We start from the raw sequence: 21,177 nt of genomic DNA, 5'->3' as shown, positions 1-21,177 counted from the left end.
TTCGGCACGGACATCGCTGACAACCCCTGGTCAGGTGCTCTATCGTGAGTGAACCGGTGCGCACCGTGCCCTGGGACGGTTTCGTCCCACGGTGAGCAGCACCAACACCTCAGCACTGCCCCGAAGAGATGGACCCCGAAGAAGGAGTCGACGATGAAGACTGCTCGCCGCTTGGACAACCTCGGCACCGAGACCGCTTTCCGCGTGGCCCAGGCCGCCGCCGATTGGAAGGCGAAGGGCAACGAGGTCTTCCCGTTCCACCTCGGCGATCTCAATTTTCCCTTGGCCGGCCACATCGTCGAAGCCCTCGAGAAGGCTATCGTCGACGGCAAGACCGGCTACTGCCCCGGGCCGGGGATCCCCGAGCTGCGAGAGGCGCTCGCCGATGACATCGGCGCGCGGCGCGGAATGACGATCGACCCCGCCGAGGTGGTTGTGACCACCGGTGGCAAACCCGTGATCACGAAATTCCTCCAAGCGGTGATGAACCCCGGCGAAGGTGTGCTCTACCCGAACCCGGGATTCCCGATCTACGAATCCCAGATCGAATACTTCGGCGGTACAGCTCTGCCCTATCGCTATGTTCCGACCTCCGACGGTTTCGCGATCGACCTCGATCACCTGCGGGCGTCGATCGATGAGAACACCACGGCGATCATCTACAACGACCTGCAGAACCCGATCTCTGCGGAATCCACCCCGGGGGAGCGGGAGGCCATCGCTGCGATCGCGCAGGAATTCGACCTGTGGGTGCTCTCCGATGAGGCGTATTTCGAGATGCGCTACAAGGGGAAGTCTCAGTCGATCGCCGCGCTGCCGGGCATGCGCGAGCGCACCGTCATCCTCTACACGTTCTCGAAGAAGTACGCGATGACCGGTTCGCGTCTCGGGTGCGCGGTAGCGCCGAAGGAGGTCGCCGAGGCGATCTCGCTGATGAATACCAACGACGAATCCTGCACAAACCAGTACGTGCAGTGGGCGGGGATCGCAGCCCTGCGTGGGCCGCAGGGGCCGGTCGGGCAGATGTTGGAGGTGCTGCGCAAACGACGTGATGCCACCTGTCGGCTCATCAATGAGATCCCCGGCATGTCCGCGGCGACCCCGGGGTCGACGTTCTACGTCTTCCCCGATGTCACCGAGGCGATGGAGGCGAAGGGAATCGCGACTCTGGCCGACTTCTCCACAGAGGCGCTGCATGCCACGGGAGTGTCATTCTGCACTCGCGAGCATTTCGGCTCACCACAGCCCGGTGAGGATCGGTCCTATATCCGGTTGGCATATTCGGGCATCGACGAAGCTGCGATCACGACCGGGCTCGGCCGACTCAAGGAGTGGCTCGAGGTCTGAACCGGCCGGGGCAGGCTGTTCCCGACTATGGCTCGGCTAGTTCCAGCTGCTCCAGGCCGGGCGTCGGGTGCTCGGCAGTGCGTTGTGGCGGCGCCACTCGTGGATCCAGTCGGGCAGTTCGGGGACGTTCTCCGGCATGCCGAACGCTTCGATGAGATCGTCCCTGGTGAGCGGGCCGCTGTCTGAGATCACGCGGGTGCCGACGTAGGCACGGGCGAAGATCTCCCCGCCGACGGTCATGCGATGCTCGAAGAACACGGTGCGCTCATCGATTCCGCAGACCTTGGTTTCCAGCGTGTAGCGCTGCCAGAGTTTGAGTGATTTGCGGAAGCTGATGGTCTCGCCGCTGACGACTCCGGACCACCCGCGCTCGCGCATTGCCTGCCAGGCTCCGCTGCGCATCATCATGTCGAGTCGGCCGAGGTCCATGATCGACAGGTACTTGCCGTTGTTGAGATGCATGAAGATGTCGATCTCGCCAAGGTGGACGCGCATGGGGAGGAAATACGTGTCCCAAATGTCGCGGGCAGAGCGCTGCTTGGACCTGAAGAGGTGCAGGAGCATACGGAAGAAGTGCATGACGACTACGTTACTTTGCAGTAGATAGTCGGCGGGTGCCGCCCCTCCTGCCTCGGCTGGGACAGCATTTCAGCTTGAGTGAACCTCAGCCCTGGTCGCCTGTGATCGGTGACCGGTCGTTTCCGGAGAAAGAGTGGATCGTCCGGTCAAGGAAGGGAACCGCGCGAGACGACGGACCCGGGGAGCCGCCTCGGCGAGGGGTGCCGTCAGTCTTTCGCAGGTTCGGGTTCTTGTCCGGGGAGGAAGGGCGATTCCTCGGGTTCGGGATGGCGTTTCCACTGCACGATCATGATCAGCGCACCGAGCGCGACGGCGCCGATTGCACCCCAGACGTTCGTACGCAGGCCGAGGATGACGAAGCTCGGGTCGAGGCGGATCGATTCCCAGACGATGCGGCCGGCGCCGTACCACATCAGGTAGACGGCGAAGAGGCGTCCCCACTGGAAGAAGACGTGGCGGCCGAGATAGAGCAGGACGAGTGCGCCGAGGCTGTTCCAGACGACCTCGTAGAGGAACGTCGGGTGGAAGAGCGTGTCAGCCGGGGTGCCTGGTGGGATGGCGGGATTGCTGGGGTCGATCTCGAGGCCCCAGGGCAGGGTGGTCGGCAGTCCGAAGAGCTCTTGGTTGAACCAGTTGCCGAAGCGTCCGCAGGCTTGGGCAAGGATGAGACCAGGGGCTAGGGCGTCGAGCAGAGTGGTCAGCTTGAGGCCGAGGCGGCGGCACATGATCCATGCACCCAGCGTGCCGCCGATGAGCGATCCGAAGATCGCGATTCCGCCCTCCCAGATGGCCCACACCGAGCCTGGTTCGAAGGGGTTCCACGGGTTGCGACCGGGACCGAAGTAGTCGGTGTAGTGCGTGATGACGTGGTAGATGCGGGCGAAGACGATGGCCATCGGTACGGCCAGAGTCGCGATGTCGAGCACCTGCCAGTCCTCGACACCGCGCTTGGTCAGGCGGCGGTTCGTCAGCACAATGGCGATGATGATGCCCACCAGGATGCACAGCGCATAGAAGTGGATCGTCAGCGGTCCGAGTTGGAAGCTAGAGATGGAAGGACTGGGGATTGCAGCTGAGAAGTCGTGCGGAACAGCGCTGGAAGTCAGAAGGCCGAGGTGCATGGGGCCAGTCTATTTGCGGTGGCTGGGAATCGTGCATTCGCTGAAGTGCTGCATTCCCGAAAGTGCGTTGCGGGCCGAGGGCCGGTGGAGTGGGTTCGGCAGGCAGGTGAGCACGTCAGGTGTTGGTCGCGATCTTCGCACACCTACCGGGCTCGTACTGGAGTGGAGGCGCAGCGGTGCCTTTGAACAACCGTGCCCCGCTACGTGCCGAAGAGGCCCTCGATGATGTCGTCTGTGATGAATCGTGAGTGCAGGATTGGAATGCGAGCAGGGTCGGTGCTTTCGGGCGGTCGCCATGCCGGCCGTCCGTCGCCGAGCATGAAGACTTCCCAGTCGGAGCGGTCCATAAGGTGGTGGTGGAAGGAACACAGCAGGCACATGTTGTTGATGTCGGTCTTGCCGCCCAGGGCGTGCGGCACAACATGGTTCACGTCGCACCACCCCGCCGGTGCATCGCAACCGGGGAACACGCATCCGCGATCCCTGGCGGTGACGATTGCGGTCTGCTTCTTGTTTGCGAAGCGCTGTTCCGTGCAGACTTCCACCGTGCGAGCCTTTTCGTCCATCAGGTGGAAGAAGACGGTGCCATCGAGGCCGCGCCGAGCGACGTCGCCCATCGGGAAGCGGTCGCCGGAGCCTGTGGTGGCTTCGCCGATGCCGTTGGCAATGTCGGACGCTTTTGCTGTGACGACCAGGGCGTAAGGCGAACCTTTGGCGGCTTCCTTCATGCTGATGCGCGAAATGAGAGTGGCGAAACGTTCGTAGATCCAGGCCTTCGCATTGGGCTGCTCGCTCATGAGATCGACGGCCGAACCATTGGCGCGGACCCCGTGACCGGCAGGAACGGGACGGTTGGCACCGGGATCCGCGGATTCGGCTTCGTTGTCTCCGGTGGCCTCGATGACAGCCCATGGAGGTGCATCGAAACGATCTCCGGTAAGGACGGCATCGAGAGGTTCGAACCGGTGCTCATCGAAGGTCTGGCCGAGGCTGCCACTACCGGGAGTCTGGTCTGGCTCGGCGTTCGGGACGAGTGGGGGAGCGTCTTCGCGCTCGCCTTTGTCCGCCTCGGAGTCGGTGGGTTCTGCGGTTGTCGATGTGGTGCCTTTCGCGGATTGAATCCTGGAGGTCAACAGTCCGTGCAGTTCGGATCCCGCCACGGGATCGAGGACGCCTTCCAGCCTCCAGTCTCCATTGCGCTTGGGCCGGGCAGTGATGAAGTAGGCGGAACGATCGCTGGGGTCGAGCGGCTCGGCACCGTCGGGGTCGATGAGAGCGAGCATCCGACGGAAGATGTCGCGGAGCTCGCTCACAGTCACCGATTTCGCGTACTTCACGAGGTCGGCCTCCACACGGGACTTCGTCTCGTGGTCCACCCACGTGGGCAGTGCCTTGAGGCAGTCTTCGATGACGGTGAGGTGCTCCGCGGGCAGAGTGCCGAGGTGGAGCTGCTCGGCGACGAGCGGATGTTCGGGCTCAAGGGGTTGTCCGTCGAGTGCGACTCGTCCGCCGAGATTCTCTGCGAGCCTTGCCCGGCGGTTCGCTTCTCGTCCCGAGAGGTTGAGGCGCCCCTGGATGAGTGCCTTGGTCGACTTGGCGCCGCTGTCTTTGGGAGTGCCGACGCGTTCGTAGACGGCCAGGGCCAAAGTGGACAGAGATTCACTGAGCCGGCGCAGCGCCTCCGCCCCGTCGATGACCTGCAGGGCCTCGTTGGGCCCCATGGGGCGGTCGAATGCCCGAAGTGCACCGACCAGTCCGGTCAGTGAGGCGATCGAGTCGGTGATCTCGGGAGCGCTCTTGGCAAGATCGTTCCAGGTGGAGCCGGTGAGAACAGGGTGCAGCGAGGTCGGTCGCTGAGAGTCATCTCCAGACTCGGGCTCTGCGGAGCTCTCCGTTTCGACTGCTTCGCTTGTTTGAGCGACGTCGGCCGCTTTGGAGTTCGGTGTTTCGACGGCTTCGTATGGTTCTTCGATGTCGGTGGTCGGTGCGTCTTCGTCCAGTTCGTCGTCGGTCGATACGGGGTCCAGGGCGTTGAACACGTCGGCGAAGTGGTGGCCACTGAGGTCGAGTCCGGCTGCCTTGAGCTGCTCAGCTAGAGATGAAGGGCGCGAAAGCTCGCCTGCGGGGATTGCGGGCGCGTTGTCAGCGGAGTCGCGAGCAACCGGAGTGGGCAGGTCGGTGGAACCGGCCGGACTCGAATTGGTCGGTGGTCGGCGGCTTGCCCCGCCGCGCGAGTCAGCGGCAGCGCGTCGGTCGCGCTTTCCTGACTTGCGTCGCTTGCGGTCGGGGGTGAAGGTCATCGCTGTCGAGTTCCGTTCGTCGTTGAAGGTCTCTTATTCAAATTATAGACAGTCAAGATACAGAAAACAATAGAAATTTCGAAAAAGATTCGATTGATAATATCGTGTTTGATGGCTTCGTTATTTTGTGTGCAGAAAGTTGCCGTCAGGGTTGATTTGAAGTCGAATCTACTCGTCGGCACTGACGCGAGATCGATGTCGATTGGAGAGTCGGGCGGATTCTCCGGGCTGGGGCTGCCCCGGTCGAGTTGGGTGCTCTGGGTGAGGCCTGGCCGCCTCGGAACGGTTGGGGTTTCTTGCCAGGGCGGGGGCGCCTCGGTGAGGGTGGGGCTGCACGCATCGCCATCGTCGGTGGGATGATGGGGAGCTATGGCCATCGATTTCACTCTGGTGCAGCTGCGGTACTTCCAGGAGGTTGCCCGGCGAGAGAATATGACCGAGGCGGCGAAGCAGCTCAATGTCACCCAGTCGGCGATCTCGACGGCGATGGCTCAGCTCGAGCGGACCATCGGGCTCGACCTCTTCATCAGGCAGAAGAACCGATCCGTCGTGCTCTCGCCGGCGGGAAAGCGATTCCTTGCCGAAGTGACCGGCTTCCTCGAGGCGTCCGAAGCGCTCGGCGAAACCGCGCAGGGACTCTCTCGGTCTCTGAGCGGGAGCCTGACTGTCGGCGTGTTCTCGCCGATCGCACCGACCCGGCTGCCGCTGATCCACGACGAATTCGCGAAACGCTACCCAGACGTTCAGGTGACGTACCTCGAGGCCGACCTGGAAGAACTCCAGAGAGCCGTCGCGGCTGGTGACTGCGATCTGGCGCTGACGTACATGCTCGGGCCGACGGGTCGATTCGACACCTTCCTTCTCGACGTCGTCGAACCTCATGTTCTGGTTTCTCGCAACCATCGCTTGGCCAGGAACGGGACGCCGGAGCCGGTGCGCCTGAGTGAGTTTGCCGGCGAAGACTACATCCAGCTCGATCTGCCCTTCTCCAGGCAGTACTACGACGAACTGTTCCGCATCGCAGGGGTTGTGCCGAAGACAAGGCATTCGTTCTCCGGCTACGAGACGCTGCGGTCGTTCGTGGCGATGGGACACGGGTATTCGCTGCTGAGCCAAAGCGTGTCATCGGGTACCTATATCGGGTTGCAGACCGTCGATGTTCCCCTGCTCGATGACTTCCCGAGCATCGACCTCGCCGTGATCTGGCCCAGCGGCGTGCGCTTGAGCCGACGCGGGAAGGCATTTTGCGAAGTCAGCAAAGAGGTTCTGGGCGCTGCTTCGAACGAGTGATGGCGCTGAGATGTCTCGTAGGTGCTGAGCTGTCGTGCCGGTGCGGAACCGGCGCGTGAGCGCGGAAAGTTGGAACATTACGCCAGGCGAGAAGCTGCAGGTGCAGAGAAGCCCCATTCGTCTGCATTGATCCAATTGATGACAATGTTCAAAAGTATCTGTTGGACCGATTCCGATTCGCTGATGACAATGAATGGCAGGCATCACGCGGGCAGACGGTGATGCTTCCGCCCGCCAGGGCGACAGAGCAAAGGAGCTTTGATGTCCACTCCCATCACTGGCCAGGAGCACACGCCCACCGCGAACGGCAACGGCCGATCGACGAAGATGCAGCGGAAGGTGCTTCTCGGCGGCAGCATCGGCCAGTTCGTCGAGTTCTACGATTTCACGCTGTACGGTCTATCGGCAGTGATCCTGTCTGAATATTTCTTCCCCGACGGCGACCGGATCACTGGTCTGCTGGTCATCTTCGCGACCTTCGGAGTCGCCTTCGTCATGCGACCCCTCGGCGGATTGTTCTTCGGAGCTCTCGGCGACAAGGTGGGCAGGCGGCAGACCCTGACGATCACGATCTTCCTCGTCGGAGCCTGCACCGCACTCATCGGCATCCTCCCCGGGTTCGACACGATCGGCTGGTTCGCACCGATCCTGCTCATCCTCGCCCGCCTCGGTCAGGGCTTCTCCGCCGGAGGCGAATCCGTCGGCGGACCGTCCTTCGTCTACGAGCACGCTCCGATTGCCAAACGCGGACTGTGGATCAACATCACCTTGGCCGCGACCGCCCTGCCCTCGGTGTTCGCCGGCGGCCTCATCCTCCTGCTGTCGACGGTGATGAGCGACGCCTCATTCGACTCATGGGGCTGGCGCGTTCCGTTCCTCCTGGCGCTGCCGTTGTCGGCCGTCGGACTGTGGATCCGGTCGAAGACCGACGAATCCGAGCTGTTCAAGAAGACCGCCGCAGAACGGCCCAAGGTATTCAGCCCGATCCGCGAAAGCTTCCGCGAGAACTGGGTCGGAATGCTCCAGGTCTTCTTCGTCCTCGGCGTCACCGCGCTCGGCTTCTATATGCTCTCGGCGTACTTCGTCACCTACATCCAGACCACCGGCGACCTCAGCCGCGAACAGTCGCTGCTGACAAACGCGATCGCGATGGCCAGTTACACGATCTTCCTGCCCATCGCCGGCCACCTCGGTGATCGATTCGGACGTCGGCCCATGCTCATCGCGGGTGCGATCCTGCTCGCGGTCACCTCGGTGCCGGCATTCGGGCTTGTGACCAGCGGGCACATGGGGTTGGCATTTCTCGGGCAGACGATCTTCGTCCTCGCGCTGTGCTGCTACGGCGGCGGCTGCTACACATTCTTCTGCGAGCGCTTCTCGACGAAGACGCGGTTCACCTCGGCAGCCATCAGCTACAACATCTCCTACGCAGCGCTCGGCGGAACCGCTCCGTTCGTGGGCACGTGGCTCGTCGACATCACCGGCGTCAACACCGCACCCGGCTACTACATGGCGACTGTCGCGGCCGTGTGCCTCGTGCTCATCTTCGTCACCCGACTGCCCGAGACCCGCGGACGACTCGGATGAGCGCACCCTGACATCAGGTTTCGTCCATTTCCGCATCACATTCGGTGCAATTCATCGGGACGCAAACCGATGAACTGGACGAATGCGATGTGTGAGCTCCGCCCGCGCCAGCGCCCACACAAACCTCAACCCGGACCTACACAAACCACATCACTTCCACTGGAAAGCAGCAAACAGCAATGAACCATCAGATTCCCCCGTCGACCGCAGCCCCGTCGTCCGACACGGCGCAATCCTCCGATGCGGCCTTCCTCACCGATTTCCACTTCGTCGCCACCATCGGCGCGACCGACAACAACGGCGTCGACCGGCAGGCGCTGACACAGGAGGACAAGCAGACGCGTGACTGGATGCGCGGCTGGGCGACGGACAAGGGCTTCGACGTGCGCGTGGATGCGATCGGCAACATGTTCGCCTGCCTCGAGTTCGTTCCCGATGCCCCGTATGTCCTCATCGGCTCGCACCTCGATTCGCAGCCGCTCGGTGGTCGCTTCGACGGCGCATACGGAGTCATCGCCGCCCTCTTCGCAGCCCTGCGGGTCAAAGAGGAACTCGCCGAATCCGGCCTGCAACCGACCTACAACCTCGCCGTCGTCAACTGGTTCAACGAGGAAGGCGGCCGTTTCGCCCCGTCGATCATGGGCAGTTCCGTCTACGCCGGACTCTTCGACCTCGACGAGATGCTCGCCGTCACCGATCTCGAGGGCACGACCGTCGCTGAGGCGCTGGGCGCCATCGGCTATGCCGGCACCGATACACCGCCCGAGGCGATCACCTACGCCGAGATCCACATCGAGCAGGGCCGAATCCTCGAGCGCGAAACCACGGACATCGGCGTCGTCGAATCCAGCTGGTACACGCAGAAACTCGACATTGACGTCCTCGGCGAACAGTCCCACACTGGCGCGACCGCCATGGCCGACCGCCACGACGCCCTCGTCGCAGCGGCCAAAGTCGTGCTCGCCGTCGCCGAGGTGGTCGACGAGTTCGAGGAGGAAGCCCTCGTGTCCTCGGTCGGTCAGCACGTCGTCGAACCGAATTCGCCGATCGTCGTTCCCCGCCGCGTCCATATGGTCGCCGACCTCCGCTCGTCCGACCCGGCGATCGTCCAAGCCGCCCGTGGCTCCCTGAGGGCGCAGATCGCCGAGATCGCCCGCGCCCACGACATCACCATCAACGTCGAGGATTTCGACATCCGCGACAAACGCTACTTCCCGACCGAAGGCGTCGAACTCGCCGAGAAAGCCGCGGCGAACGAAGGCCTGAGCATCCGTCGGCTGGAAACCATGGCAGGCCACGATTCCGTGGCGATGAACCACCGCGTGCCCGCCGTGATGATGTTCGTGCCCAGCGTCGACGGCGTCTCCCACTGCGAACGCGAATTCACCACCGACGAGGACATGCTCCGCGGAGTCCGCGTGCTCACTTCGGTGGCCGGTGAGCTCGTCCGCGGTGAGCTCGCCGATGTCCGTGACGGTGCCGTGTGGGTCGGGTCGTCCGTCGCCGAGGCGCGCGCATGAGCCGCGCTGTCCCGCGCTCCGGCGCTGACGCCAAGACCACCAACACAGCCTCTGAACCCTGGACCCTGTCCGCCACCGAGGCGCTCGCCGCCTTCCGCTCGAAGGAACTCTCCCCGGTCGACTACCTGACCTCCTTCATCGGCCGCATCACCGCCGAAGATGAGCGCATCAATGCGGTCACGGAAGTCGTGGAGGAGGCGGTCCCCTCGGCGCGGGAAGCCGAGACGTTCTACGCGAAAGCCACCGACGATGACCTCGCCGATGCGGCCGCCACCCGCCCGCTGCTCGGACTTCCCGTGATCGCCAAGGAGAAGCACGCGCTCGCCGGCCGAGGCCTCACCCAAGGACTGCTGCACGAACGCGACACCATCGCCGACAACGATGCCGCGATCATCGCCCGCATCCGCGCCGCCGGCGGGTTCGTCCACGCCCGAGCCACCTCCCCGGAGTTCAGCTGCGCGACGATCACGCACTCGCCGATGTGGGGCGTGACCCGCAACCCCTGGAACCTCGACCTCTCGCCGGGAGGGTCCTCGGGTGGGTCCGGTGCCGCGCTCGCCGCCGGATTCGCGCCTCTGGCCACGGCCTCGGACATCGCCGGATCGACGCGGCTGCCCGCCGCCTTCACCGGCACCGTCGGCTACAAAGCTCCGTACGGTCGGATCCCCGGCGCCCAACCCCTGGCCGCCGACTGGTATCGCGGAGACGGGCCGATGACGCGCACCGTCGCCGATGCCGCCCTGCTCGCCAAAGTCATGGTCGGCGTCGATCCGAGCGATCACGCGACGATCGCCTCACCTGGGTTCCTCGATGACTTCGACCCCGCCGAGGCGGCTGATCGACTCCGCGGCCGCAAGGTTGCGCTGTGCGTGCGTTTGGGGGACTTCCCCGTCGGGAAGGACATCGAAGCGAACACCCGCGCGGTCGCCTCGGCGCTGGAATCGGCGGGTGCGCAAGTCGAGGAGATCGAACTGCCGTGGACGGCGGAACGGATTTTCGAGACCGCGTTCACGCACTTCGGGAACCTGCTGGCGCCCGCGATGCGCGCGGCCACCCGCGGCCACGAGGACACGTTGGCCGACTACACGCTGCGGTTCATGGCCGACTCCGAGGTGGTCGCCGGCCGCCGATCCTTCTTTGACGGACTCGCCATGGAATCACAGATCCAGGCCGAGCTGGCGTCCGCGATGGACGGTTTCGATGTGCTCTTGGCGCCCACCTCGGCGGTGGCGGGGTTGGAAGCTGGAGCCAGCTACCTCGACGGGATCACGGTCGGTGCCGACGGCGTCGGACGCGAAGGCGGAGAGAACGGTGCGGGCGGCGACTCGGGCGGTGCGGTCGCTGCCTCCGGCGATACGGCCGGCTTCCACCTCGACCACTACTGGCAGGCGCATATGACGATGCCGTTCAACATCTGCAACCGGGTGCCGATCGTCAATGTGCCCTCCGGAACGGCCGACTGCGGCATCCCCACCGGCGTCCAGGTCGTTGCTCACCCCTTCGACGACGGAACTGCCTTCGACGTCGCCGCAGCGATCGAAGCGCTGCGCCCATGGGCCGGACTGGCGCCGACAGTTCAGATAGGCTCATCGGATGGATGAGCAGACTCTCGCCGAGGTGGAACGTGCCGGAACGCAGTTCAACGCCGTCACAGCGATGACCGTCGACCGCGCGGATGCCCTCACCGCGGAATCGATCGGCCGCCGCGACTCCGGCGAGCCGCCTCGGCGTCTGGAAGGGATTCCCTTCGCTATCAAGGACGTCATCGATTTGGTCGGCTACCCGACGACAATGGGATCGAACGTGCGCAGCGATGCCCCGGCTGCTAACTCGGCGCCGGTCGTCGACCGACTCGAAGCGGCGGGCGCGATCCCTGTGGCGAAGACGAACTGCCAGGAGTACTCCTACGGAATCCTCGGCGACGAGTCGGCCTTCGGCCGCGTCGTCAATCCTGTCGATGCGGCACTGTGCACCGCCGGGTCGAGCTCCGGATCGGCCGCACTCGTTGCCGCCGGGGCGGTGCCGTTGGCCCTGGGCACCGACACGGCCGGGTCCGTGCGCGTGCCGGCGGCCTGTCAAGGCGTGCTCGGGTTCAAACCGACCTTCGGCGTCGTGCCCGTCGACGGAGTCTTCCCGCTCTCGCAGAGCTTCGACACCGTCGGACTCTTCGCCTCCGACCTCGGCGTGCTGACCACGGCTTTCGACGTGATCGCGGGCGACGATTCCGGCAAGGCGCCTGGCCGAGGTGGGGAGCCAGGCCTGACAGGCAACGGAGCACGGACGATCGATGTCAGCCTCTTCGGCGGCGACGACGCTCGGGCGAGAGACCTGCTCAGGTCGGTACCGGATCTCACGGTCACCACGGCGAAGGGGAGAGTCATCGGCAAGCTCCTCGACGATCTGGCACCGATCTACGACTTCATCCGCCTCTACGAGGCGTACGAGGTCCACGCAGACCTGTACGCCGAGCACGCCGCGGACTACCAGCCAGGAGTGGCCAAGAAGATCGAGGCGGGCAGAGACCTCGGCGAGACCGAATACCGGAAGCAGCTGGAAGCGCTCGCGGACCTGCGGAAACGGTCGCTCACGGTCTTCGAGGGCGCCGATTTCCTGCTCACCCAGGCCATCGACGGTCCAGTGATCCGCTGGGACGAGATCGACTCCGGCTCGGCGGCGAAGTTCATGCGCTATTCGATGCCGTTCAATGTCCTCGGCTGGCCGGCATTGACGCTCCCGCTGCCCAGGGGCGGAGCCGGAGACGGACCGCAAGCGGTGCAGCTGGTCGGTCGTCCCGGCGGCGATCGCGACCTGCTCGCTTTCGCCTCGCGGCTGGTCTGACTAGGCCCTTGTCCGGTGTGACTTGAGGATCAGTTCGATTGATTCGGGGATGCCTGGTCTGACTCGGTGCCACCGGTCCGATTCGGAGATCGGACGAGTCGAGCCCACCCTCGACTAGGCTGAACTCGAACAGCCGCCGCGTCGAACGAACCGGAGCCGGGCCGATGAGACCCACGCACAGTCAGATGCTCACTCTCTCCGACGACTCGCGCGCAAATATCGCGGGAGTTCCTGCGCTCATCGTCAGCGGCATCCTCGTGTTCGGATTCGACTTCGACCCGCTGGGTTCTGGTCCGAGCACGGCTGCGTCGCTGGCCCTGCCGCACGAGGTCATCAACCTCTTCCTCGTCTTCTGGCCGCTCTTCGCGCTGACCTATCTGCTGTGGACCCACGCGGGACTGAGAGACCTCGACGAAACCGAGCTCATCGTCCATTCCCGCTGGTCAGTGGCGAACCGCCGACGATGGTGGTCGCGGTGGTTCGGGATGGGCGGAGCAGTGTCCTGGGCGACCATGGCTGCCTACCTCGCATTCATCTTCAACATCTTCCTCGTTACCTCTGACTCTGAGGGAAGCATCGTCGTCTCGGCGGGGCTGGGCATCGCGAATGTCATCGCCTCGTGGGCGGTGCTCGTGTATTCGTTCGCACTCGAGTTCATGCGTCTCGACCTCAGCGGCGGCGGCAGCCCGGGGGAGCGGCAACTCGAATTCGAGATGGAAGGCCCACGCGAGTTCGGCGACTACCTGACCTTCTCCGTGCTGTCATCGACGATGACGGCCGCGCTCCCCGGCCGAGCGGTGTCGCGGAAAGCCTGGCGATTGGTGCGCACGAACGTCATCGTCGCCTTCGCCTTCAACTCCGTTGTTGTTGCGACCCTCGTATCGATGATCCTCTCCTACGTCATGTGACCGTCACCGGCACAACCCAACCCTGTGAATATCGCCGAGGCGGCCCACCCCGTTCAGGGTGGACCGCCTCTATCTTATGGGCTCGTCAACCGGGCGGGCCGCCTCGGTGAGGACAGATTCCCCAACTGGGTGGGCAGCCTCGGTGAGGGTGGGAGGTCACAGCCTCCAGCAGCTGTCGAGCGGAGCCTTGCCCGCGAAGGTGCGACTGGTGAAGGTCTCGACCCGGGGCAGCGCGGCGACGTAGCCGCCGATGTGTGTGGGGCCGAGGTTGTCCTCGAACGCGACCTTGTGTCCGGCGCGGCACCAGGTCGACGCGAGCTCCTTGCCCTGATCGAATGAGATGACGTCGTCGAGGCGGCTGTGGTTGACCAGCAGCGGAATATCAGGCACTTCAGCCTTGCCCAGACGCTGCTTTTCGGCGACGTCCGTGAAGTTCGCATCGACGATCTCCTGGAATGACTCACCGTTCTTCGTCAGCGTCTTCGCATCGGTGAAGGCAGTCGAGAGCAGCGCTTCGATGGTGCACTGGTTCGAGGTTTCTTCGACTACCTTCTGTCCCTCCTCGTTGAGGAAGTCCGACGTATCGACCCCGGTCTGATCCGCGAACCCGGCGACGCCGTAGAGCGCGAATGCCGTATAGACGCTCGAGAGCTCGGAAACGGTCTTATACAGATCGGTCGGCACGGCGCCGGCCGAAGCTGAGACGACGTTGAGCTCGGGAGCCCATTCCTTCTGGAGCTCCAGAGCAGCCGTCGTGGCGTGGCCGCCCTGCGAGTATCCGCGCAGTTGGAGCTGGGTCTCCTCGTCGATCTCGCTTCCGTCGACCTGCTGAACTGCGCGTGCCGCGTCGAGGACAGAGCGTCCCTCTTCGACGCGGTTGACGTAGTGATGGGTGCCTTCAGTGCCGAGGCCCATGTAGTCGACGACGACAACCGGATGCTTCGCGGCCAGGGCAGAGGCGACGGAGATTCCTTCGTATTCGGTGCCCATGCCCATTTGCCGGCTGGGAGCGCACTTGTCGGCGATGCCCTGGGTGCCCGGAGAGATGACGACGGCATCCTCGGCGTGGCCGCTCGCGCCGTTCGGGGTGAGCAGAGTGGCGGTGGCGGCTCGGGCGGTGCCTTGCTCGTCGGTGGTTTTGTACATGAACGTCGTCGATTTCGCGTCATGCTTGATGAGTTTCACGGGATCGAGATAGAACTCCGAGTCGGCCTGCTTGAGCACTGCACCGTCTTCACTGGGAAGCGAGTCCGGAGTCTCATAGAAATCTTCGGGGACTCCGGAGGCCGGAAGGTCCTCCTGTGCGGCGGCATATTCGACGTCGGCCGTGGTGAGTTCATCGGAACTCTCGACAGCCTTCTTCGCCTGTTCGACGCTGATGTCCTCGGGGACGGAATCGCGGTCGAGCGTGCTCGGGTCCTCAGCCGCACGGTCGTCGAGGAACTGTTCGGCTTCGGATTCGGTCTGTGGGACGATGTCGGCGGCCTGGGCCGGCGCGGTCGTCGTGCACAGAGTGAGTGCGAGGCCGGCGATCGCTGCGGCGCTGAGGGCCTGAATGCGACGACGCGGACTGTGTGACGTTGTGGTCGGCAGTGCTGTGCTGGTCTGTGCTGTGTTGGGCGTGCTCATAGGCGGTGGTCCTGTTCTGCCATGTCTCTCGGCGGTGAGAAGGTGCGGGACAGTGGAGTCGGTGCGGGCCGTGGTGCAACGGGCCGCGACCGCGAGCGAACCGCTGCGACAGGGGTGTCGTCGGCAGCGGATGCTCTTCATCGGACGCCCTTATTGTGACGGGCACCACACACGTTACTCGATAGTAGAACTGATTGGTAACTCTTTTGCCGAGGACAGTCCGTGCCGCCTGGGCGATGTGGAAACAGTCGGTGTTTCGTGCGGGCTGATCCTTCTCCAGGACACACGACAACGGCCGCCGGTCGGCAGCGTTTGCTGCCGACCGGCGGCCGTTGAAGGAGTGGAGCCACCCTGCCGAGGTCAGCTGCCCGGAAAGGGTGGGGCCGCCTCGGTGCGGGTGAGGGTCACTTGCGCTCGAGTTCCTCGAGGGTGGGGTAGATCGTCTCCTTCGGGGCGACTCCCCGGTTGCGGATGAGCACGTAATAGAGGACGAAGGTGACGACGATGCCGACGAGCCACGAGATGTCCGCGCCGCCGAGCTTTGCGACCATCGGTCCGGTGTAGAAGGACTGTGCAAGGAACGGGATCTGGACGACGACGCCGATTCCGTAGGACGCCAGCGCCCGCCAGTTCCATGCGCCGTAGCGGCCGTTGCGGTCATAGAACGCGGGAATGTCGAAGCGGTCCTTCGAGATCAGGTAGTAGTCGGTGAGGTTGATGATGCTCCATGGGGTGAAGACCATGAGCAGGGCGAGCACGAAGTTCTTGAAGTTCGCGAGGAAGTCTGCCGAGGCCAGCAGCGCCACGAGCACGGTGAGCGAGACGATGCCGATGACGAAGACCGCGCGGGTCCAGCGACGGATCGTCGCCTTGTTGCCGAACGAGGTGAGGATCGTCAGCGTGCACATGAACGCGCCGTAGGCGTTGAGCGTATTGACCGTGAGCTTGCCCAGCAGGATGACGATGAAGATGAGGAGTGCGAACACCCCTCCGCCGACGATGTCGCCGACGTAGGCGACCTGGTTCTCGACGAACAGGTTGCCGGATTCCGTCATGGCGGCGGCTCCGATGAGCGCACCCAGGGTCATCGACCACTGCGAACCGATGACCGATCCGCCGAAGGTGAACCAGAAGGTCTTCGAAGCTGGGGTCGATCGTGGCAGGTATCGCGAATAGTCGGCGACATAGGGGCCGTAGGTCAGCTGCCAGCCGACGGACAGGGCGATTGCGGAGAGGAAGGCGGGGAAGGCGAACGACGAGCCCGAGATCAGACCGGGGACGTCGACCTGTGTGAGCACGCAGTAGGTGATGAACAGGAACCCGAGTAGGCCCGTCACCGAGGAGATCCGACCGAGCACGTGGATGTACTTATACCCCAGCAGGGCCACCAGGGCGGTGAGCGCACCGAAGATGACGATGCCGACCCATGGGGTCTGGACTCCGATGATGAGGTTGACGGCCTGGCCGGACAGGACCGCACCGGTCGAGGCGAAGCCGATGTACATGAGCACGACGAGCACGAGCGGGATGATCGCGCCGATGATGCCGAACTGAGCACGCGAGGAGATCATCTGCGGCAGGCCGAGCTGCGGTCCCTGCGCGGAGTGCAGTGCCATGACGATTCCGCCGATGATGTTGCCGATGAGCAGACCGATGATGGCCCACAGTGCATCGGCGCCGAAGACGACGGCCAGGGCCCCGTCGACGATCGCGGTGATCTGAGTGTTGGCGCCGAACCACAGGGTGAACTGGGAACGTGGCGTTCCGTGACGCTCAGCGTCAGGCACCATCTCGATGGACCGTTTCTCGATCCCCGAATTGGTCGTACTAGCCATGAATTTCTCCTTTGAGTGATGAATCAGACTCAGTCAACACCCAAAGACGATGAGAGACGAGACCCGAATCACATATTTCGTCCGATATTTCGGAACATCTGCAGGGTGGAATGAACAGAGGGACTCCGCGGCGAACGAATCGCCCCTCAAACTCGTCTCGATCGTATTCTCGGGCGGATTTCTGTGCTGTTTCGATCGATTCTCCGGCTTGTTTCAGCCGACTCGTCAGGACAGAGATCGGGCGATGATCGTGCGTTGGATCTCCGAGGAGCCTTCGTAGATGCGGTAGATCCGAGCGTCGCGAACGTATCGCTCGAGCGGGAAGTCGCGAGTGAAGCCGTACCCGCCATGGATCTGCAGGGCTTCGTCGGCGATGAAGGCGGCCGCCTCGGAGGCGGCGAGCTTCGCCGTTGCCGAGGATCGAGTGAAGTCCACCTCGGAGTCGCGCTGTTCGGCGGCGTCCATCGTCAGCAGCCACGCCGAACGGTACTTCGTGTACATGTCCGCGAGCTTGAACGCGATGCCTTGGAGCCTGTTCAGCGGCTTGCCGTTGATCTTGCGCTCGCCGGCCCACGCCACGGCGGCGTCGAGGGCAGCCTTGCCGATTCCCAGGCTCATCGCAGCCACCTCGATGCGGCCGCGGTCAAGCACGCGCATGGCCGTCGTGAAGCCTTCGCCTGCCTTCCCGAGGAGGGCGTCCTCGGGAACCACGGTGTCGATGACGAACTCATAGACGGGGCTGCCGCGCAGACCCATCGTCTTCTCCGGGGGATGGAAGTCCAACCCCGCCGAGGCGGCCGCAGTGTCGACGATGAATGCGCTGATCCCCTTGTGCCCGGCGTCGACGTCGGTCTTCGCGTAGACGACGATGAAGTCCGCGAAGCCGGCGTTCGTGATGAAGCACTTCGTGCCCTTGAGGTGCCAACCGCCGTCGACCCGTGTGGCCTTCGTCGACATCTCCGCCGGGTTCGATCCGGCACCGGGTTCGGTGAGTCCGAAGGCTCCGATGACTTCGCCGGCTGCGGCGCGTGGCAGCCACGCTTCGCGTTGGGCATCGGTGCCGCCGAGGAGGATCGAGTCGGTGGCGAGGAACTGCGCGGTGACGATCGACGCGGTCGATGCGCACGCCTCGGTGATGGCGGCGACCATCTGGCTCATCGCCACCGAACCGACGCCGGGCCCGCCGAATTCCTCGGGCAGGTTGAGCCCCATGACCCCCACCTCGGCGAGGGTCTTCAGGGTTTCGTCGGAGACGCGTTCGTTCGCGTCGGCGGCCGCGGCCTGTGGGACGAGGACGTCCTTGCTGATCGAGACGACGGCGTCGACGAGTTCCTGTTCATCGGCGGTGATGTCGAAGGCCATAAGAGTGCTCCTTTGCAATGGGGATCGGTTCGATGGAATTGGACGGGCTCCCGACCAGGAGGATCGGGGAATCCTGACTGAGAGGCCAGGGGATTCGTGCGGAGTGCGCCGCCTCGGCGAGGTTGAGGCCAGCCGGTCAGGTCAGCGTGCGTCGGTGGGTGCGGCGAAGTCGGCGTTGTGTTCGCCGAGGCGGGGCGCCGGAAGCGCGGACGCCGGGCGGGTGCCGTCGACAAGGAGCGGGTGGCCGAGGAAGGCGTGCCCGGATCGGGGATCGGTGGCAGTGAGATCGCGATCGGAGCCGATGGGGCCGGTGACCGCCTCGGCGAAATCGAGGACGGGGGAGTTCGGGATTCCGGCGGCATCGAAGATCTCGCACAGCTCGGTCACGGTGCGCCCGGTGGTGAATTCTTCGATCTCGATGCGCAGCGCGTCGTCGTTGTCCGACCGATGAGCGTCGGTGGCGAAGCGCGGATCGGTGGCCAGCTCCGGCTTGCCGAGGGTCTGGGCAAGAGTACCGAAGAGCCGGTCGTTGGCCACGGCGATGACGAGGAGTCCGTCGGCGGCGCGATAGGTGTCGAACGGTGCCGAGACGGGGTGTCGGTTGCCGACCCGGGTGGGGGCGGATCCAGCGGAGTGGAGGGAGGCGTTCGTCGGCTGCATGGCGAGCATGACGTCGAGCATCGGAATGTCGATATGGGCACCTTCGCCGGTCGTCTGCCGGCGGAAGAGCGCCGACGAGATGCCGAAGGCGGCGAAGACTCCGGCGGAGACGTCGGCGATCGATTCGCCCACGCGGGTGGGCGAGCCCTCGGGGAAGCCGGTCGAGGCCATGAGGCCGCTCAGGGCCTGGATGACCGTGTCATAGGCGGGACGTCCCGCCTGGCTGCCGGCCTGTCCGAAACCGGAGATCGAGGCATAGACGATATCGGGCTTCACAGCCTTGATGTCGGCGTAGGAGAGGCCGAGTTTCGCCGCGACGCCGGGACGGAAGTTCTCGACGACGACATCGCAGCTCTTGATGAACTCGAGGAGGCGTGCATGGTGCTCGGGATCCTTGAGATCGGCCTCGATCGATCGCTTGCCGCGGTTGAGTCCGGTGAAGTACGTCGACCCGGAATCGGTGAAGGGTCCGAGATGTCGGGAATCGTCACCGTGGCCGGGCATCTCGATCTTGATGACCTCGGCGCCCTGGTCGGCGAGCATCGCCGTGGCGTAGGGACCGGCGAGAACTCGGGAGAAATCGGCGACCCGAACCCCGGTCAGGAGCTGCTTCGTTGCGTTCATGATCTTCATCCTCGGCGGTGACCAGGGCGAAGACAACGGGGTGTGACGGGATTTCGTCCGAAGTGTCGGACGGAGGTGTCGGACGTCCCGAAGCTCCGACGGGCCGTCTGCCCCCGGGGCGGAGTTCCGGCACTCAATGCACGTTGCCCTGGCCGGAAGGGCTTCCGGCCAGGGCAGTGCACTGAGTTCTTCTCGTCGTGAGACGAGCGGGCCTCAGGCTACGCGTTCGAAGACCGCGGCCATTCCCTGGCCGCCGCCGATGCACATGGTCTCGACTCCGTAGCGGGAACCGCGGCGATCCATCTCTCGCAGCAGGGTGGCGAGGATGCGGCCACCGGTCGCGCCGACCGGGTGGCCCAGTGAGATGCCCGAGCCGTTGACGTTGAGACGCTCGGCGAAGTCGGATTCGGACAGTTTCCATTCGGTCGTGCAGGCGAGCACCTGCGCCGCGAATGCCTCGTTGAGTTCGATGAGGTCGATATCGCCGAGTTCGAGACCCGCGCGCTGCAGTGCCTTCGCGGTCGCCGGGACCGGGCCGATGCCCATGGTTTTCGGCGGCACACCGGCCACGGCCCAGCTGCGCATGCGGGCGAAGACCTGCAGGCCGAGCTCGGCGGCCTTGGACGCGGTGGTGACGATGCACAGCGCGGCGCCGTCGTTCTGTCCCGAGGCATTTCCGGCGGTCACCGTGGCCTCATCGTCGGACTTCGCGAGCATCGGCTTGAGCTTCGCGAGCTTCTCGACCGTCGATCCGGGGCGGATGTGTTCGTCGGTCGTGATGACCTGTTCGGGGGCCTTCCGGGTGGCCGGCAGCGTGATCGGCACGATCTCGTCGGCGAACTTCCCTTCCTCCGTCGCCGAGGCGGCCCGACGATGCGATTCGACCGCGTAGGCGTCCTGGTCCTCGCGTGAGATCTTGTACTCCCGACGCAGGTTCTCCGCGGTCTCGATCATTCCGCCGGGCACCGGGTAGTCGTTGCCGCCTGCGGTGAGGCGGCCGCGGACGAGGCCGTCCTTGAGTTCGATGTTGCCGCCCCTGACGCCCCAGCGGATCTCCTCATTGAAGAACGGTGCGCGGCTCATCGACTCGACGCCGCCGGCGACGACGAGGTCGGCGAAACCGGCCGAGATCATCGCGTGGGCGTCGGCGATCGCCTGCAGGCCGGAGCCGCAGCGACGGTCGACCTGGCGGCCGGGAACGGTGATGGGCAGTCCCGCATTGAGGGCAACGACGCGGCCGATCGCCGGAGTCTCCATGTGCGGATAGCAGTTGCCGAGGACGACATCCTCAATGGCTTCGCCCGGCAGGTTGGTCTTCTCCAGCAGACCTGTGAGGACCTGTCGGCCGAGCTCCTCATGCGGCACGTCCTTGAACTGTCCGCCGAATCCGCCCACGGGGGAGCGGAGAGGATCGCAGATGACGATGTCTTCGGACACGGAGTCTCCCTCTGGTTGCGGTCGCACCGTCCCGCTTGTGGGGCCGGAACGTCGACACGATCGGCATCACTGCCGAATTTGGTATTAATACTTTCCCATTTATGAACATATCCGAATGGATTGCGCCTGACAAGGGTGCG

At 64.4% G+C, this 21,177-nt stretch carries 15 protein-coding genes; 7 read left to right on the top strand and 8 right to left on the bottom strand.

Features of this window, described 5'->3' with window-relative positions:
• Nucleotides 1-153: 153 nt before the first annotated feature.
• On the top strand, nt 154-1,347 hold the full coding sequence (locus tag BEP01S_RS01435; RefSeq protein ID WP_062239720.1) for a pyridoxal phosphate-dependent aminotransferase: 1,194 nt from the start codon (nt 154-156) through the stop codon (nt 1,345-1,347).
• A gap of 36 nt (nt 1,348-1,383) precedes the next feature.
• Here BEP01S_RS01435 and BEP01S_RS01430 read toward each other — a convergent pair whose 3' ends face one another.
• From BEP01S_RS01430 to BEP01S_RS01420, 3 genes are all read right to left on the bottom strand, one after another.
• Nucleotides 1,384-1,926 carry an acyl-CoA thioesterase gene (locus tag BEP01S_RS01430; protein ID WP_062239717.1) on the bottom strand — a complete coding sequence of 181 codons (543 nt, stop codon included), beginning with the start codon at nt 1,924-1,926 and terminating at the stop codon, nt 1,384-1,386.
• Between the two features lie 206 nt (nt 1,927-2,132).
• The gene (gene lgt, locus BEP01S_RS01425) at nt 2,133-3,047 is read right to left on the bottom strand and encodes a prolipoprotein diacylglyceryl transferase (protein ID WP_062239714.1); all 915 of its coding nucleotides are present in this window, start codon (nt 3,045-3,047) and stop codon (nt 2,133-2,135) included.
• A 200-nt stretch (nt 3,048-3,247) separates the two neighbouring features.
• Nucleotides 3,248-5,347 carry an HNH endonuclease signature motif containing protein gene (locus BEP01S_RS01420; RefSeq protein ID WP_062239711.1) on the bottom strand — a complete coding sequence of 700 codons (2,100 nt, stop codon included), beginning with the start codon at nt 5,345-5,347 and terminating at the stop codon, nt 3,248-3,250.
• A 369-nt stretch (nt 5,348-5,716) separates the two neighbouring features.
• On the opposite strand from BEP01S_RS01420, the gene BEP01S_RS01415 reads away from it, so the two are divergent.
• From BEP01S_RS01415 to BEP01S_RS01390, 6 genes are all read left to right on the top strand, one after another.
• The gene (locus BEP01S_RS01415) at nt 5,717-6,637 is read left to right on the top strand and encodes a LysR substrate-binding domain-containing protein (RefSeq protein ID WP_062239709.1); all 921 of its coding nucleotides are present in this window, start codon (nt 5,717-5,719) and stop codon (nt 6,635-6,637) included.
• Nucleotides 6,638-6,898: 261 nt separating this feature from the next.
• A complete protein-coding gene (locus tag BEP01S_RS01410) occupies nt 6,899-8,224 on the top strand; it encodes an MFS transporter (protein WP_244882015.1) in 1,326 nt (441 codons plus the stop codon).
• A gap of 179 nt (nt 8,225-8,403) precedes the next feature.
• On the top strand, nt 8,404-9,744 hold the full coding sequence (locus tag BEP01S_RS01405) for a M20 family metallo-hydrolase (protein WP_083532434.1): 1,341 nt from the start codon (nt 8,404-8,406) through the stop codon (nt 9,742-9,744).
• Nucleotides 9,741-11,345, top strand: a complete 1,605-nt coding sequence (locus BEP01S_RS01400) for an amidase (protein WP_083532433.1) — start codon at nt 9,741-9,743, stop codon at nt 11,343-11,345. The genes BEP01S_RS01405 and BEP01S_RS01400 overlap by 4 nt, the downstream gene beginning before the upstream one ends.
• Nucleotides 11,338-12,582 (top strand): amidase, encoded by a 1,245-nt coding sequence (locus tag BEP01S_RS01395; RefSeq protein ID WP_062239706.1) that lies wholly within the window; start codon nt 11,338-11,340, stop codon nt 12,580-12,582. Before BEP01S_RS01400 ends, BEP01S_RS01395 begins: the two co-directional genes overlap by 8 nt.
• 164 nt (nt 12,583-12,746) lie before the next feature.
• The gene (locus BEP01S_RS01390) at nt 12,747-13,490 is read left to right on the top strand and encodes a DUF1345 domain-containing protein (RefSeq protein WP_244882014.1); all 744 of its coding nucleotides are present in this window, start codon (nt 12,747-12,749) and stop codon (nt 13,488-13,490) included.
• 156 nt (nt 13,491-13,646) lie between these two features.
• Here BEP01S_RS01390 and BEP01S_RS01385 read toward each other — a convergent pair whose 3' ends face one another.
• From BEP01S_RS01385 to BEP01S_RS01365, 5 genes are all read right to left on the bottom strand, one after another.
• Nucleotides 13,647-15,119 carry a lipase family protein gene (locus BEP01S_RS01385; RefSeq protein ID WP_062239701.1) on the bottom strand — a complete coding sequence of 491 codons (1,473 nt, stop codon included), beginning with the start codon at nt 15,117-15,119 and terminating at the stop codon, nt 13,647-13,649.
• 404 nt (nt 15,120-15,523) lie between these two features.
• Complete coding sequence (locus BEP01S_RS01380) at nt 15,524-16,954, bottom strand: purine-cytosine permease family protein (protein ID WP_039211458.1); 1,431 nt, start codon at nt 16,952-16,954, stop codon at nt 15,524-15,526.
• A gap of 225 nt (nt 16,955-17,179) precedes the next feature.
• Nucleotides 17,180-18,316 (bottom strand): acyl-CoA dehydrogenase family protein, encoded by a 1,137-nt coding sequence (locus BEP01S_RS01375; RefSeq protein WP_062239698.1) that lies wholly within the window; start codon nt 18,314-18,316, stop codon nt 17,180-17,182.
• A gap of 141 nt (nt 18,317-18,457) precedes the next feature.
• Nucleotides 18,458-19,600, bottom strand: a complete 1,143-nt coding sequence (locus BEP01S_RS01370; RefSeq protein WP_062239695.1) for a CaiB/BaiF CoA transferase family protein — start codon at nt 19,598-19,600, stop codon at nt 18,458-18,460.
• 213 nt (nt 19,601-19,813) lie between these two features.
• Nucleotides 19,814-21,037, bottom strand: coding sequence for an acetyl-CoA C-acetyltransferase (locus tag BEP01S_RS01365; protein ID WP_062239692.1), 1,224 nt, complete (start codon nt 21,035-21,037; stop codon nt 19,814-19,816).
• Nucleotides 21,038-21,177 lie beyond the last annotated feature (140 nt).

The sequence above is a fragment of the Brevibacterium epidermidis NBRC 14811 genome (assembly GCF_001570805.1).
Taxonomy (GTDB): Bacteria; Actinomycetota; Actinomycetes; order Actinomycetales; family Brevibacteriaceae; genus Brevibacterium; species Brevibacterium epidermidis.
The sequence above is the reverse complement of the archived record's forward strand: the minus strand, read 5'-3'. Positions and strand labels throughout refer to the sequence as shown.